Raw genomic sequence first — 16,948 nt, forward strand, 5'->3', positions numbered from 1 at the left:
AACTGCACTTCTTGAATTGAAGTATTTTTTAATTGACTTCAGGTTTTGGTTGCTCCTTCCTGGGTATTTTTTCATCCCGTTGAGCTGTATGAAAAATAAAGGAGGAAATGATCGTAGCTGCTTGCTTGAGGTCATCTGCGATCAGATGGTCATAATTATCCATATTGGAATGATGAGTTTTGGACATGTAGGATATTTCATCTTGAATAAACTGAAATCCCGGCACGCCCACGCCATCAAAAGACAAATGATCAGTACCTCCTGTATTTTGAAGTGTCAATGTATTTGCACCAAGATCTTTAAAAGCATCTAGCCAGGATCTGAAGATTTGGGACACCTGGTCATTGCCTTGCATATAGACGCCTCTGATCTTGCCGGTTCCATTGTCCAGGTTATAATAGGCAGAGATCTTTGCTTGCTCTGGCTTGATTTCAAGGATATTATTCGAGGTGTCTCTCCGCACCAAATGTTGATTGACATAAGCTCTGGACCCCAACAGTCCCTGCTCTTCACCTGTCCAAAGGGCTAATCTCAGAGTTCGGCGAGGAGGTATACCTGATTCCTTGATCGTCTCCAAAAGGATCCTGGCAGCCTCTATCATGACAGCAGAACCAGCTCCATTGTCAGTAGCACCCGTAGCACTATGCCAGGAGTCAAAATGAGCACCAAACATCACGATTTCATCTTTAAGATCAGTACCCGGGATTTCGGCTATGATATTGTATTCCATACCGTCCGGATTGGTATATTTAGTCTGCAAATCAAGACTTACCGTGACAGGAATCCCTGCTTTTAATTGTCTGAAAATTCGATTGTATTGTTCGACTGCGATCGTAACCTGCGGTATGACTATTGCATCATTATCTTGCACCCTTTTGCCTTGTATAGCTCTGGCACCACTCACGAATACGGTACCCTGGTCCCCTTTAAAACTCCTGTCCAGGACAGCAAGAGGCTGCTCATCATTTATAAGTGTCCACACATTTCCAGCCAGGGAAGCTCCAAAATTTCTAGGAAATCTGCCCCGACCAAAAGGAGTAGGCTGGGGAGCATTGGCCATTTCCAATAATTGCTCTGCTTCGTATCGCTTACCAGGTGCATCAAACCATTCTTTTACCTCCCTGAGGGTGTCCAGCAGCACGATTTTCCCTTTCAATTTCCCTTTATATTTTGCAAGCTCTGCTTCTGTACTGGCGTCTATATAGATGACCTGACCAGAAACTTTTCCCTTGGTAGATCCTGTCCAGGCTTTGGGATAGCCTATAATTGGATAGTAGGTGGGGGATTCATTGCTGATCTCAAAATGTTTTAGTTCCCATCCCCTGCCAAACGGGCCCCAGGACTCGGTATGTACATTCTGCATGCCCATTTTTTTGAGCTCGGTTACGGCCCATGCTACCGCCTGATCGGTCATATCAGATCCGGTTAGTCTGGGACCATAGACATCGGTCAGGTAAAATGCATAATCCATGACTTTACTTTTTTCCAAACCCTGATCTTTGATGATAGAATTGATTTTGTCATTGACCTTTTCCTGGGCTGTGAGCAGTGTTAGCGTGAACCCAAAACATAAAATAAGCAGGTAAGATTTTTTCATTTGAGACATAAAATTTAGTGAACAATATCTTTTGAAACAACCAAAATAAATAATTTCTGGGGCATTCAAGCCTTTAGTAAATTTGAATAGGGGCTTCCTGACTTGATTAATGGTTTAAAATAGGGTTATTCCGATCGTTTTTAACTTGCGTACTGGCTTAACATAGTAATTTTAACACTATTATATGCGTACACCTCCATCTTTTGATACCTGGACTGTAATTTTTTTATACGCTGCCCTGCAGGGACTTGCTTTGACCGCGATATTCTATTCTCATGGCAATCCCTCAAATAGATCTCAAAAATCATTTTTGGCTATATTGATGGTAATGTTTTGCCTCATGATTCTCGAATATGTGTTCTGGTGGACAGGTTACCTGGTGAAGGTTCCACATCTGATGGGGGTTACCGCACCATTCATTTATTTGTATGGTCCGATCTTATTTTTCTATTTCAGGCAGGTGTTTAGAGATCAGTTCATAGATTTTAGGAAAGACTGGCCACACTTCTTACTTTTTATTTTTTTTCTGATTTCCCAGGTCCAATTATATATCCTGCCAGGAGCTACGAAGGTGGCATACATGGTAGGAACTCTTAAAGCTTCCGCTGGCATTCCCTGGCCCTGGCTCAACATCATTCAGATGGCTCTCTATGTCATCATCTGCTTTTACGAATACAGGGCAGAAGCTCAAAACACGATGGAAGTCAAAAAATGGTTTCGATTGATTTTAACCTTGTTTACGCTTTTTATAGGGAGTGTAATGTCATATTATGTCCTGGCGAAAATGCCCTGGTTCAATACCCTGTGGGATTATATGATATCTGCAAGTATGATGGTTTTTATTTATGCTATTGCGATCTATGGCTACTATCATAATAAGGTCTTTAATGGGTTTGAAATTCTGGAAATCATCCATAAAGAAAAGTACCAAAACTCCTCTTTAAAGTCCGAAACCGGCATAAAGACCCTCGAACGACTCAACCAATTAATGGATCAGGAAAAATTATATGTTGACGATGAGATCAATCTTGAAAAACTAGCCTTTAGACTTCAGATCTCCCGTCATCAGCTTTCCCAGGTCATGAACGAACATGCTGGAATGAATTTTTTTGAATATATCAACTCCCGCAGAATAGAAGAGGCCAAGCATTTGCTCACCAGCACTTCCAAAAAAGAATTAAACATCATCGAAATAGCATACAAAGTAGGATACTCTAACAAAGTCACTTTTAACAATACTTTTAAAAAATACACTGGTATGACGCCTTCAGAATATCGCGCCGATCCCCGGGATCATCTTCAAACCCCTATTCTGTCCATTAGAAATAGGAAAAATGCGGATTCATAAGGTAATGTCCGATCCGATAGAACCTCCAAGCTGCTGTTTGACCGTTTCTTTGTTGAAATTTTATTACTTAATTATGAAAATCCTCACTATCTGCCTTATCTTATTTTTCTCTACCTCAGCCCTTGCCCAAATCAGTGGCCCGCCAGTGGTCGATGCGGCAGCCGATAGTTTGTATTTCAACAACAGGTGGAAGGAAGCCATACCCTTATACGTGTCTGCGATTCAATCAGGTCGTAATTCGCCCATTTTATTTTATAGATTAGGCTTGTGTTACCAACAAACCGGTGCTCCGGATAAGGCCATCCCTAATTATCGAACCTGTCTGGCCCAAAGCCCCAATCCTAATCTGGCTCGTGTGGCTCAAGTCAATCTGGCCAAAAGTTATTCCCAGATCAATCAATTAGATTCTGTCACCACTACGCTGAAGCTGGCTTTGAAAAATGGCTATGTCAATATCAATGACCTGGAGCAAGCGTCGGAATATGATAATTATAGAAAATCAAGTACTTATCCTGAAATAAAAGCTGAAATGTACAAAGCAGCTTATCCGTGTATGACGGAGGCCGAAGCCAGGTGGTTTGATTTTTGGGTCGGCGATTGGAAAGCCTATGTCACCGGGTCTACTAACCAGGCGGGTATCTCCAAAATTGAAAAAATCGCCGGTGATTGTGCCTTACTCGAAAACTGGACCAGTACTGCAGGGACTTTTAATGGCAAAAGCATCAATTTCTATAACAAACAAACCCAGAAATGGGAGCAGCATTGGGTGGGAAGTGCCGGCGGATATCAAAAATTTATAAATGGAGAATATAAAGACGATGCCATGAGATTTACTTTTAACAGGATCAATGCCGATAAGACCATTTCTATCGGTCGGTTTACTTTTTTCAATCAGGGACCAGATCAGGTCAGGCAGTTTTCAGAATCTTCTAATGATGAAGGTAAGACCTGGAATGTTGATTACGACTTTACTTATATTCGGAATAAAGAAAAAATGTAATCATATCCTGAGTTTACCGAAGTTAATTCTAGACCATAAATAATATATCAATTTGGTAGCTGGCGGCCAATATCATACAAATCTGTTAGTTATAATACATTCAGCAGGCCGCTGGCTTTTTTAATATGTCTCTATTCCTCTTCCAGCAACATTGTCCTCTTCCTTAATGATTAACTTTTTTTCAGGCCTTAATTTTCATATCGAAATCCTGCTTTTTTATCGCCGATGATTACTTCAAAATCACCGGGCTCCGTCACCCTTTTGGATTGAGCATTGATAAACGAAAGATCGTCTTTATTGATCTTAAAACTAACCTCTTTGCTTTCTCCTGCAGCCAGGTAAACCTTCTGGTAAGCCCTTAATCGGCGACCGGGGGGACTGATACTGGCAAACAAATCGCTTGTATACAAATCAATGGCATGATCTCCTGCTACTTTGCCTGTGTTTTTTACGGTGATTTTTATTTCAAGCGACGAGTTGCCGGTCATCACCGTATGATCTAATTTGATATCTGAATATTCAAAATCAGTATAGCTCAGACCAAATCCGAATGGATATAAAGGATCGTAGCCTGGCGCATTCACTCCCGGATCTTCTCTGAGCGCTTCCGTAAGTTTGTAATCATAGGTGAGCATCTCCCCGGCATATTTATTGTAGGTAAAAGGCAATTTTCCTGATGGATTATAGTCACCGTATAGTATATCTGCCAGTCCTTCAGCTGCTTTACTTCCTGTCCTGTAAGCCATGATGACGCCATGCATCTTCGGCTCAATGTCGGTGATGAACCTCGGTCTTCCTTCTACCAATACGAGGATGACAGGCTTACCTGTGGCAATAGCTGCCTCCGCAAGCATTTTTTGATCTGACGGCAAGTCCAACTCCCGGGTATTGCCAGGAGTTTCTGCATAGGCATCTTCACCCAGGCAGAGTATTATTGCATCGACCTGGTGGATCAGGGCCAGTGCTTTTAGTCTTTCGCCATCAAAATTATCCTTATGATTCCAGCCTTTGGACCCAGCGATGATCACCTGGTCACCACCTTTTTCCACTAAGGCTTGAGCTATAGTTTTGGTCTTGGTGGGATAATAACGCTCATCATTACCTTGCCAGGTATAACTCCAGGCACCATGAAGGGCACTCACACTCTGAGCACCGGGGCCAGCCAGGAGTATTTTTTTATCCTTAGTCAAAGGAAGGATAAGATCTTTGTTTTTTAACAGGGTGATAGCTTCATGAGCCGCTTGCAGCGCAACCTCTTCATATTCTGACTTTCCAAAATTGGCGATTGCTTCAGGTTCCGGATACGGATTATCAAATAAGCCCAGCCTCATTTTTAAAATTAATATTCTTTTGACTGCTTCATTGATTCTGGCTGTACTAACCTCACCTTTTTTTACTGCTTCCAGGAGTAGGTCATAAAACGAATAATCAGATGGCACCATACTCATATCGATTCCGGCATTGACTCCCATGACTACTGCAGCTCGAGGGCTCTCCGCCACCCTATGCCTGGAATGTAAGCGGATGATGTCTTCCCAATCTGAGACGACTACCCCATCAAAACCCAATTCCTTTCTCAAAATATCCTGCAGTATATATTTGCTTCCATGTACGGGCACTCCATTTACTTCACCACTGTTGACCATCACTGAGGACGCTCCTGCTTTTATAGCCGCTGCAAATTGAGGAAGGTAGTACTCTCTCATTTCAATATCGGACATGCTGGTAGGCGTTCTGTCTTTACCTGTCCTGGGATTTGAGTAGCCCATGTAATGCTTAAGACTGGTAGCTACGGCTGTTGGATGCTTGAGTCCTGGCCCTTCATAGGCTTGGATAGCAGCTTTACCCATAGACTGGATGATGGTTGGATCTTCGCTAAAAGTTTCTTCAAACCTTGCCCAGAGTTGTTGCCTGCCGATGTCCAAAACCGGAGCGAAATTCCATCTTACGCCAGAAGCTCTTAATTCTTTGGCAGTGACTTGGGAGATTTTGGCGACCAGGGCATCATTGCGGGTGGCGCCTATAGCCAGATTGTGAGGAAAAACAGTGCTATTGAGGGTATAGTTTTGACCATGCATGGCATCCAAACCGTAAATCACCGGAATCTTAAGTCTCGACCTATTGCATTCATCCATCACCATTTTAATGCCGGCATGCCATTCATCAAGAGATAATGCTCGATTGACATTATTGAGCATAGATCCTACATGATATTTTTGTACAGCTTCTTTTACTCGTTCCGGATCAAATTTGCCATTTTGATTTCCCCAGCCATTTTCGGCATACACGGCCATCGTGACCTGGGTCATCTGGCCCACTTTCTCTTCCAGCGTCATTTGTTTGACGAGAGCATCTACTTTTTTCATCTCTACCGTGGATAGTTGTGCTTGAACATGACTCAAGGAAAAAATCATCACCATCAAAATCAAATTTTTCATATATAGATATTTATGCAATCTCAAATGTCTGCATTTATATTAGCAATTGAGTGAGATAATTCACCTTTTTAGTTATTTGCATATCGAACATCAATAAATCTGAATTGGTAGCGGATGTTCCCTACATGATTTCGCCTTCGGTCTATATCCAGAACTATTATTATTTCATTGGAGTGATGGGCAATATTTTTATAAAAGGGGTTATTCTGCCATCCTAATCTGTGAATACAATCCATTAAAACAAAATACATCCTCATTTTTTTAAAAAATCGTTTTTTTATAGGCCTAATTATTATCATATATAATTGATTAAAAGATACTTACATATTAATTTAATAATTTATGCTACCAATTAAAAACACATTAATCAAAATCTTAATATATGGCATAGTTCTTGTCCTTTGAGGTTAGATCAGAAAATCTCAAAACTATGTTTAAACTTGAATCAGCGACACGAACTATTTCAGCAATTAGTCTTTTAGCTATTTCCATATTAGTATTATACTCGAGCAGAAAGAGCAATCCTGCACCTCTCAGTGCAGAAACCAGAAATAGTGCTATTCTTCAAATCAATTGCCCTCCAAGTGATACTGTGAGCTGCCTGGGCGAGGTGAAACCACCATTTACTACTATACAGGAGTTCGTAGATGATGGTGGTGTGGTAACTTCAGATTGCAATCTTAGCACACTAATTTTTGATGGGGTGTTCATGACGACTCGTTGTTTGTTTACCAGAACCTATATTATAACTGATGATTGTGGTGGAATGTCAGATTGCGATCAGACCATCAAAGTCAATGATGTCACCAGCCCATCGATCGTTTGTCCTGGAGAAGACTTGTTATGTAGTGATCCATTGCCTACTGCATATACATCTTATAATCAATTCTTCACACAAGTGACTGCTTTAGGCGGGTCGATATCTGACAATTGTGGTATCGATACTGCTTCTTTTTTATTTTCTGGACAAATTACCTCCTTTTCAGTCAATCGTCCAAAATGCCTGAACACTATTGAGTTCAATTATATTATAAAAGATTCTTGTGGAAATGGAAGCTTTTGCAGGCAGCCATTTACATTTAGAGATAATATTAAGCCTACATTCATTCCTGCCAGGGACACCACTCTTTACCTGGATGCAGCTTGTTTTGCTGATACCTCCGCGAATGCACTTGGGATGATTTCAAATCTCAGTGATAATTGTGGCATCGATAGTATGTGGTACAATGATCGAAAAGTAGCGAGTTGCAATATAGCAGCAGGAACACTTCAAAGGATATGGAAAGTCAGGGACAATTGTGGGAATATAGCAGTAGACACACAGTTTGTTCAAATTCTTGACACCATCAGACCTACTATCATGGGCCCTCGTGATACCGCCCTGATGTGTGCTGGCAACATTCCTTTGCCAAACCCAAACCTGATTATAGGCACAGACAATTGTTCTGCTCTTCTGATCAAAACATTTGCCAAAGACTCAGTATCAGACAGCACTTGTCTCAATAAAAAGACCATCATCAGGATCTATAAAGCCTCTGATCAGTGTCTCAATGAGACTACTTTCAGACAAACTATAATCATTAAGGACACAGTACCACCAAATATGGTGTGCCCCCCAGCATTGGGTCTGACTTGTGATAGTGCTATTCCTTCACCTGACCCTGCAAGTGTAACAGCTACAGATAATTGTGATGGAAGTCTCCTTGCAGTTTTTCAAAAAGATTCTGTGGGAATAGCAACTTGTGTAAACAACAAAACTGTATTCAGAATATTTACCGCCACAGATACTTGTCGCAATACGGCCAGATGTGTTCAAATACTCTCTGTAAAAGATACTGTGCCGCCAATATTAACGTGTCCTGTAAATCTAACTATCAGTTGTGCATCTGCCACTCCTGCGCCAAATCCGGGATCTGTGACAAGAAGTGATAATTGTACCGGTACAGTCGTAGTTAGTTTTGCCAAGGATTCTATCACCAACCAACTCTGTTCCAATAAAAAACTTATCCATAGGATATATACTGGTACTGATGAATGTCTGAATATGTCCAGGTGTATTCAGGTAATAAATATTAATGACACGATAGCTCCTTTGATCACCTGCCCGGCAGGCCTAAGTGTCGAGTGCATGTCAGAAATCCCTGTAGTGGATATCGCTACTGTCACTGCTTCAGACAATTGCGGTGCAACTCCTACCATCAGCTTACAGAAAGATTCTATAGTTAATCAATCATGTGTCAATAAAAAAGATATATACCGATTGTACCAGGCAGTAGACTCCTGTTTTAACCTCGTGCGATGTTTGCAGATTATCCATGTCAATGACACCACTCCGCCCACTTTGATAGGTGAATCCAACACAGTGACTTTGGACTGTAATGTCTCGTTTGAAGTGGAGATTCCTACAGCAACGGACAATTGTAATGAGAGCGTCCCTGTCATAACTTCTACAACTACCATAGATAGTCTGTGTCCAGGCACCTATAAAATTGTATGGAGTTTTATTGCCACCGACAGCTGTAATAATTCTGTATCCCGGTCAGATACCCTAAGTTATTTGGACGAAACTCCCCCTACGATAATGTGTCCATCTAACAAACAAATTGAGTGTACGGAAAACCCATATTCTGCACTAGATTCCTTCTTTCTGGCTGGTGGATTTGTTGAAGACTTATGTGGCTTAGATAGTAGTAGCTTCGAGATGTCAGATGAACAAATTGCCATAGTCGATGGATTGATTCAAATCACAAGAACCTATAGCATCACAGATCTGTGTGGGCTGACTGCTTCATGCCAGCAAATCCTCACGACTCCTGGTTGTTTTACTGATCTTGCCCTGAAAAAATATGTCAATGCTCAGACGCCTTATTTTGTACAGCCAGGTGATCAGGTACCGATCTGTGTAGTGATCTACAATCAAGGACTCGTGGCGGTAGATAGCATCAAACTCATCGAATATTTTCCTTCCAAAGCCACACATGTACTATCCGATGGATGGATTGACAATGGCAATGGCACTGCCTGTAGATATCTTTCTCAGGAAAATGGATTGATCCCAATGGGTGGATTTTTGCCCGGTGATACCATACTCTTCTGCTTTGATATTCAGCTAGGCCTTGATGTAACACTGCCTGAGTCCATCAATAGAATTGAAATTAATGAAGTGCGCAATTTAAGTGGCAACCCACTCCCTGACATAGACAGTACACCGGATGATGACCCAAACAATGATAGTGGAGGGGTACCCAATTCACCTGATGACGACAAAATCGATGGTGACAGCAGGTTGGGAGAAGACGAAGATGATTCGGATCCAACTGTGATCTATGTATGCTTTCCACTCAATTGTCTTGCTCAGGCAAATGTATCATTTGATGCTCTGGGACTTATGGGAGAAGCAGGTGAGGCCGGTACATGCACTCATTGTCTTGAAGCCAGCGAAATTCTCAAAGGAAGACTGCTACCAAATGAGTTTTATGAAATTGAGATTTTCAATTCCTTTGGCACCCAACTCCCTTCGAATTGTATCGGCAGAGAATATTTAGGCCAAAGACTCACATACAGCGTAAGCGCCCCAGGATGCTCTAAAAACAAAAACAGTTGTTGGGGTTATATAACTATGGAAGATAAATCACCACCAGTATTAGATTGTTCTGACCAATTTATTTATTGCAATCAAATCACCAGCCTTCCTACTCTACCCAATGCTCCAGATAATTGCAGTGGCGCAGTGCCAGTCATCACAAACAAATCAGAATGGATAGATTATGGCTGCGACAGTGTTTATTACGGAGTTGTAGTGAGGACCATCTCTGCCACAGATACCTGGAATAACCGATCTACCTGCGAAAAGAAATATTACATTAGAAAAATTAATCTTGACTCTGTCATATGCCCGCAGGATGTAGTCCTAGACTGTACATTCAACTCAATCACTGCTGCATCGACGATTCATCCTAATCGTACAGGTACACCAACATATCAGGGTGTCAATCTTTGGCCTTCGGGACCAGCTTGCCATTTATTTATTGATTATACCGATCAGCGCACCAATCTTTGTGGTAAAGGAATAGAAATATTCAGAACCTGGATCATTGGGGATCATTGCACCGGAAGAGAGCGCAAATGTAGCCAGATTATTAAAGTTACTGATCTCACTCCTCCGGTCGTATTCGGACTCAATAGGCATCAGGTTTTAACTGCCGACCCTCACGATTGCATAGGGTTACTCAACCTACCTGCCCTATCTGTATCTGATTGCAACAATACCACCCAATCATTTGTCTATACCTATATTAATCCGGAAAATCCCAATATCAGCGAGACTCAATCCGGTGCACTACCAGCAAAAATAAAAATTCATATTGGATTGAATAACAAAGTGAAGATCCTTATAAAAGATGAATGCACCTTATTTACCCAGGATTCAATATTGGTAGATGTATACGACCGTACGCCTCCTACTCCATTATGTCTTGAATACACCCAGGTTACTTTGGATCCAGATGGATGCTGGGCGCAAGTCGCTGCGAGTTCGCTCGATGTAGGGAGCCACGACAATTGTTGCCAGCAACTTCATTTTGCTGCAGCATTTATGGATGACATAGATAAAGCTAAGACCGATTATCTCGCAAAATTAGAATCAGATTGTGGCAAAACGGAATACTGGAATAATAAAGACTGGTACGATAAATATATTGATGACTGGATCAATTGTTACGTATTTAAAGATACCATCCATCTTGGGGAGTGTGGTACCCGAAGGGTCGTATTAAGAGTATATGAGGCCTGTGACTTGCCTTTATATGACCCACACGTTTTCCCTTGTAGTCCTCATGCCTGGTTTTGTTACAATACTTCCTGGAATTACAGAATACAATTCAACAAAAACTTCAATAAAAAAGACTCCAACAAAGATTGTGGCTTTACCGCACCTTGGGGTTGCAAATCTATTCTGACGGACAGCATAAATGCTTCAACGGTCCATGCTCTGGGGTACTATCAATCATTTCCGCTAGATCGAAATTGTAATTTCTTATTTGGGTCTTATCCTGATTCAATTATTTGCCGGCCTAAACTTTACAATGATTGTATGATTGAGGTTCTGGCAGATGATAAGACTGCCCCTGCATGTGAATCACTGGAAGACATAGAGATATTTTGCGATATGGTCCCCTATAATAAATACAATCAAGCCTGGTCAGCATGTCCTACCAATGAAACCTATGCTTCCTGGCCGTTGGATATCAAACGAAGTGGTGATCCAAAAATCTATGGCTATTATGGAGGTAGTATTATTAGTAATCATGACGATCATAACTCACTCTCACCTGGATGTGGATATAGTAATAAGGAAGGAGATTGGGCGCCCATTTATTGCCGCAAATGGTTAGAGCTGGATACCTTTGATACCGGTCGCAAAGTGGACACCTCTTTGTTCAGCAGACCAGTGATAGTAGATAAAAAACACCTCCGCCGAGCACTGATGTCAAACGAGTTTTACATCAAGGACAACTGTATCGTCGACTCTTTGACTTACAAAGATGACGGTTCTGTCAATACTTGCGGCGAAGGCTGGTTACTACGCACCTGGCGTATAAAAGACAAATGTGGTAACATCACTTATTGCAGCCAAAAAATTATTGTCAAACATCGCAGCGATTTCGAAGTATTGTTCCCAGCAGACAAAGTCATCGACTGCACCAATGCAAATCAAACCGGACCTGACCAGGCAGGCAGACCTGTGATCATGGATGATGATTGTGAGCAAGTGGGTGTCGAGTTCAAAGATGACACATTTGAGGTAGCAGATGATGCTTGTTATAAAATAATCAGGACCTGGACCCTGATCGATGCCTGCATCTACGAGTCCAGTGCCCATGTCAAATATCCGGATGTCATCGTGGATGACAGGCGCCGTGCTGATGAAGCCAATGATGGAAGCGACCGGTATTGCGTATTTAGAAATCTTAAGGATAATGGCGATGGCTTTATGAGATATGTCCAGATAATCAAGGTGATTGATACCATCGCGCCAAAACTGACCTGCAAAGACACTACTATTTGTTTTGATGGGGCAAATTGCTCAGCCATTGTAAATCTTCCACTCAAAGCGACAGATAATTGTGCCACCACGATTTGGTTTGATATCAAAATAGACAAAGATGCCAATGGTACAATAGATGGCATCCTTACGCATGTGGATCACCTCAGTGGCTCCTTTAGTCCTGGTAAGTATGCCATCGAAGTCAAAGGATATGATCATTGTAGTAATGTAGGCACGTGTACATTCACTATGACGATCAAAGATTGCAAAGCCCCGACTCCATACTGTATAAATGGAGTTGCTACCGTGATCATGCCTAGCAGTGGGACTATCGAGGTCTGGGCTTCAGATTTAAATCTGTCCAGTTCGGACAATTGTACTCAAGCTAACAAATTGTTGTATAGCTTTAATCCCGAAGGGACCCTTAAATCGCAGCTATTTAAATGTACAGACCTCATCAATGGTAGATCGGCCACAGTATCGGTAGACATTTGGGTTATAGATGAGGCAGGAAATAAAGATGTGTGCAAGACATATATTTTATTGCAAGACAATGGCAATCCAGGCATTTGCCCGGACAACGAATCAGTACCGTTGTTGATCAACCTTTCTGGCCGTTTAGCCACAGAAGATGGCGAAACCATTGAAAATACTGACCTGGTATTATCCCCTGTCAAGTCAGGTATACCGCTCAAAGTCAATTCAGCCGACGGTCAGTTTCATATCCCTGGAGTGCCCAATACTACTGGAGTCATCCTGGCTCCTCATAAAGACAATGACCCAATGAACGGTGTAAGTACTTTGGACCTAATACTGATAGAGAAACACATCAAAGGTGAACAATTGCTCAACAGCCCCTTCAAAATGGTGGCGGCAGATGTAAACCGAAGTGGCGATATCGATATCATAGACCTCGTAGAACTGCGCAAGTTGATTCTCGGACTATACGACAAACTACCTTCCAGTGAAAGTTGGAGATTTATACCCAAAAACTATACTTTCAAAGATTTGCAACATCCTTTTGACTATCCCATGAGCATGAATATCATCAATGAACCTGATGACCTGGCAGCTGATTTTACCGGCCTCAAAGTAGGTGATGTCAATAGTACAGCGCTTGCACACCGATGGATGGGCACTGAGATTAGAAGTGAAGGTCCAGGCCTGATATTGCAGGCCAAAAATAGCCTGGTCAAAAAAGGCGATTTCATTGACCTCGTCATCACATCTCCTAACTTTAGAGGTATCAGTGGGTTACAAGGCACGCTGCATACCCCGGGGTTACAATTTATCTCACTGGCTGCTGGAGATCTGGATTTGTCCGAAAGCAATATTGGCCATCTCAATGAAGATCTGTTGACGATAAGTTGGCATCATCTGAGGTCTGTGGATCTTCCTGGTGACGGTGCTTTATTCACCTTAAGATTTAAGGCCACGCAGGACCTCAACCTTAGCGAGATGATCTGGATAGGATCTGATCATACAAGAGCAGAGAGTTACCAAGGCATCGGAGAAATTCAAAATCTCAGTCTGGAGTTTACAGATCCTTCAGGTACTTTATTGACCAAAGCGTCAAATCTCTTACAAAATTACCCCAACCCATTCAACAGCCAAACCACCATAGGATTGAGGCTGGAGTCAGAAACAAAAGGAGTGCTCAGCTTATTTGACATCAACGGCAGAGTAATCAAACGAATAGAAAAGACCTGGACCAAAGGATACCAGGAGATCATGATAAAAGACCAGGAAGTACATGCCCCCGGCATTTATTTCTACCAATTTGAAAGCAATATTTTCACCGAAAGGCGAAAAATGATTTTCAAACCCTGAATACTAGATTAACATTTTTTTGATTTCTGAATAAAATGTCGGATGGATAAAGATCCCTCCGGCATTTTTTTTTGCCTTCTACTGTTTGAGTCCCATATCCAATACGAAGATTAATATTATACCCATTTAGAATGAACAATCCATATCTGCATACACCACGCTTGATTCTTGCTCCAATCAATCTGGCTATATTAAGAGCATTACAACAGGGTCCTGAAGCTTTTTTCGACACTACTTCCTGGATGTTACCGGATAGGTATACTGAGTTTCCAGAATCTATAGAATACAATATCGAATTAGTCTCATCCTCTGGCCAATCGTACCCCTGGGTGGGTTATGCTGTGGTCCTCAAACAACCAGCTATCTATATCGGACAGGGCGGTTTTAAGTCATCGCCTACAGAGGACGGCAGCATCGAAATCGGTTATGAAATTGCATTTGAGTTTAGAGAAAAAGGTTATGCAGATGAGGTAATAAAATCATTATTAGAGACCGCGTTCAAAGAAGAAAGTATCCAAAAAGTAATTGCTCATACTTTGGCTGAGAAAAACCCCTCCAATCATCTTTTGATCAAAAATGGTTTTACCTTTGAGGCCTGCATACAGGACGAAGAGGATGGATTATTGTGGAAATGGACTTTATTAAAAAAGGCTTATTTTTTCAAAAACCTATCCTAACAGACAGGCCTTCCCACCTACCTCATCCAATTATTAGTTTAATAAGTTTGCAATCATTTTTATTATGTCAAAGTAACAATGTACTTTGTAGCAGTTTTTTATTTGTATGACCCCAAAGATCAATTCGCTGCACCATCTGTTGCGACATTTTGCCGATCACCTGATCGATGAAGAAATGCGCATCTATAAAGAAATTGGCATTGACATCCCCTATCGCTGGCATGCCATTTTACAAATCCTCCATCAGGAAGGCCAGGCATGTTCTATCTCAAAATTGGCAGATATCCAGGATAAAACCCACCCTGATGTAGTGTATACCATCAATCAAATGCACTCCCACGGATTGGTAGAAGAGGAAAAAGACAAAAACGATCTTAGGAAGAGAATGGTTTCTCCATCATCCAAAGCACTGACTCTGATCGAAGACCTCCAGCCTTCCTGGCAGGCTGTTCAGGATGCCACCAACCAATGGGTAAGCGAAATCGCTCCAGATCTATGGCTCAATGTAGAATCATTGAATAGTTCACTAGAAAATAAAAGTTTTTTCCAGAGAATAAAGAAGGAAAAAAAGAAAGGGGATTTAAAGAATGTAACCCTGGAGAATTTTAATGCTACGCGTGATAGCCAGTTTTTAATTCAGAAATTCTGGTCGCAATATAAAAGCAAATATTTTGACAATTTCCTGATGGACAAATATTTCAACGATATGACGGCCATATTGACTAAAAATGAAGGGGATGCTTATTTCGCCTTTTGGCAAGACCAGGTCGTCGGTTGCATTTATACCTTAAGAAGAAGTTTTAATTACTGCGAGATCATTTTACTTTGGGTAGAAGAATCATTCAGGCGAAAGTATATAGCCACCAAACTTATTCTACAGGCTATAAATGCATCCAAAGCCATCGGTGTCAGTACGCTTTTCGTTCAAAGTCATCCTAAGTTAGTGGCTGCCAATACCTTATTTCTACTGATGGGTTTTAGTTCAATTGAACACTTTCCCAAATCCTCCGAAGAAATACCGACTATGACACTTCGATTGGCCAAAGAATTGCATTGAACAAAATGCAGGATGCGACATCCTGCTACCTCTAGACAGGATACCAATGTCCTTCCACTGCGAGTACAGTTTCAGCAAATACCGACCGTGCTTCCTCCAATAACATGTCAAGAGACTTGTATCGGGATGAAAAATGGCCTATGATTAGCTTTTTAGCTTTCGACTTCAGTGCTATGTTAGCTGCCTGAATGGCAGTACTGTGAAAGTTCTCCTTTGCTTTCTCTAAGTGTATCTCAGCATAAGTAGCTTCATGATATAAGGTATCACTACCCTCAATATAAGCCACCAAACCTGGCTCATAAGCTGTGTCTGAACAATAACTGTACTTCCTTGATGGTCTGGGTGGTAGCGTAAAATCTTCATATTTAAAAAGCTCCCCATCATCTGTCAACACATTCAGGCCTTGTTTGAGCTTGTTGATAACTTTGTAAGAGGGCAATTCAATAAATTTATCTGCATCGAATGCTCTTTTACCCGGAGCCTCCTTTATAACAAATCCATAGGTGGCGATTCTGTGCTTCAAAGGGAAAGCCATTATTTTTTTTACCCCGTCATCGAGCAAGATCATCGACTCATCTCCGGTGAGATTTTTCCAGAAGATTTCAAAATTAAGATGACCATCAGCCAATCCTATGATATCAATTATAAGCTTATCAAGTCCAGGCGGAGAATAAATATGAAGTGGATCTTTTCTTCCGGTAAGGTTGAGTGAAGTGATCAATCCGGGCAAACCAAAATAGTGATCCCCATGCAGGTGAGAGATGAAGATATGATTGATTTTATGGGATTTTACCCGATGTTTGATCAGCCGATCCTGGGTACCTTCCCCACAGTCTATGAGCAATAATTGCTCGTGAATATTGATTAATTGGGCAGACGGATGTCTATTATAAGCAGGAAGTGCAGAGCTATTGCCAAGTATAAGTACATCAAATCTTGACATCAGCTTTCTGAT

General features: G+C 41.5%; 8 protein-coding genes. 5 read left to right on the plus strand and 3 right to left on the minus strand.

What is annotated here, in order from left to right:
* Nucleotides 1-28 precede the first annotated feature (28 nt).
* Nucleotides 29-1,606 carry a M20/M25/M40 family metallo-hydrolase gene (locus tag IPJ09_08500; protein ID MBK7371468.1) on the minus strand — a complete coding sequence of 526 codons (1,578 nt, stop codon included), beginning with the start codon at nucleotides 1,604-1,606 and terminating at the stop codon, nucleotides 29-31.
* Between the two features lie 175 nt (nucleotides 1,607-1,781).
* On the opposite strand from IPJ09_08500, the gene IPJ09_08505 reads away from it, so the two are divergent.
* Complete coding sequence (locus IPJ09_08505) at nucleotides 1,782-2,945, plus strand: helix-turn-helix domain-containing protein (GenBank protein ID MBK7371469.1); 1,164 nt, start codon at nucleotides 1,782-1,784, stop codon at nucleotides 2,943-2,945.
* A gap of 73 nt (nucleotides 2,946-3,018) precedes the next feature.
* Entirely contained in the window at nucleotides 3,019-3,945 is a 927-nt protein-coding gene (locus IPJ09_08510; GenBank protein MBK7371470.1) for a tetratricopeptide repeat protein, read from the plus strand.
* A gap of 188 nt (nucleotides 3,946-4,133) precedes the next feature.
* On the opposite strand, the gene IPJ09_08515 is transcribed toward IPJ09_08510, so the two are convergent.
* Nucleotides 4,134-6,383: a glycoside hydrolase family 3 C-terminal domain-containing protein gene (locus tag IPJ09_08515; GenBank protein MBK7371471.1), complete on the minus strand. Its 2,250-nt coding sequence runs from the start codon at nucleotides 6,381-6,383 to the stop codon at nucleotides 4,134-4,136.
* Nucleotides 6,384-6,813: 430 nt separating this feature from the next.
* Between IPJ09_08515 and IPJ09_08520 the strand changes: the two genes are divergently transcribed.
* From IPJ09_08520 to IPJ09_08530, 3 genes are all read left to right on the plus strand, one after another.
* Nucleotides 6,814-14,259 (plus strand): T9SS type A sorting domain-containing protein, encoded by a 7,446-nt coding sequence (locus tag IPJ09_08520; protein ID MBK7371472.1) that lies wholly within the window; start codon nucleotides 6,814-6,816, stop codon nucleotides 14,257-14,259.
* Nucleotides 14,260-14,390: 131 nt separating this feature from the next.
* A complete protein-coding gene (locus IPJ09_08525; GenBank protein MBK7371473.1) occupies nucleotides 14,391-14,936 on the plus strand; it encodes a GNAT family N-acetyltransferase in 546 nt (181 codons plus the stop codon).
* Between the two features lie 106 nt (nucleotides 14,937-15,042).
* Complete coding sequence (locus tag IPJ09_08530) at nucleotides 15,043-15,993, plus strand: bifunctional helix-turn-helix transcriptional regulator/GNAT family N-acetyltransferase (GenBank protein MBK7371474.1); 951 nt, start codon at nucleotides 15,043-15,045, stop codon at nucleotides 15,991-15,993.
* Nucleotides 15,994-16,024: 31 nt separating this feature from the next.
* On the opposite strand, the gene IPJ09_08535 is transcribed toward IPJ09_08530, so the two are convergent.
* Complete coding sequence (locus tag IPJ09_08535; GenBank protein ID MBK7371475.1) at nucleotides 16,025-16,936, minus strand: ribonuclease Z; 912 nt, start codon at nucleotides 16,934-16,936, stop codon at nucleotides 16,025-16,027.
* Nucleotides 16,937-16,948 lie beyond the last annotated feature (12 nt).

The sequence above is a fragment of the Saprospiraceae bacterium genome (assembly GCA_016709995.1).
Lineage (GTDB): Bacteria > Bacteroidota > Bacteroidia > Chitinophagales > Saprospiraceae > JADJLQ01.

Coding starts and splice junctions, on each gene's coding strand:
- IPJ09_08510 (MBK7371470.1), top strand. CDS start 3,019: ATGAAAATCCTCACTATCTGCCTTATCTTATTTTTCTCTACCTCAGCC.
- IPJ09_08525 (MBK7371473.1), top strand. CDS start 14,391: ATGAACAATCCATATCTGCATACACCACGCTTGATTCTTGCTCCAATC.
- IPJ09_08535 (MBK7371475.1), bottom strand. CDS start 16,936: ATGTCAAGATTTGATGTACTTATACTTGGCAATAGCTCTGCACTTCCT.
- IPJ09_08505 (MBK7371469.1), top strand. CDS start 1,782: ATGCGTACACCTCCATCTTTTGATACCTGGACTGTAATTTTTTTATAC.
- IPJ09_08500 (MBK7371468.1), bottom strand. CDS start 1,606: ATGTCTCAAATGAAAAAATCTTACCTGCTTATTTTATGTTTTGGGTTC.
- IPJ09_08530 (MBK7371474.1), top strand. CDS start 15,043: ATGACCCCAAAGATCAATTCGCTGCACCATCTGTTGCGACATTTTGCC.
- IPJ09_08515 (MBK7371471.1), bottom strand. CDS start 6,383: ATGAAAAATTTGATTTTGATGGTGATGATTTTTTCCTTGAGTCATGTT.
- IPJ09_08520 (MBK7371472.1), top strand. CDS start 6,814: ATGTTTAAACTTGAATCAGCGACACGAACTATTTCAGCAATTAGTCTT.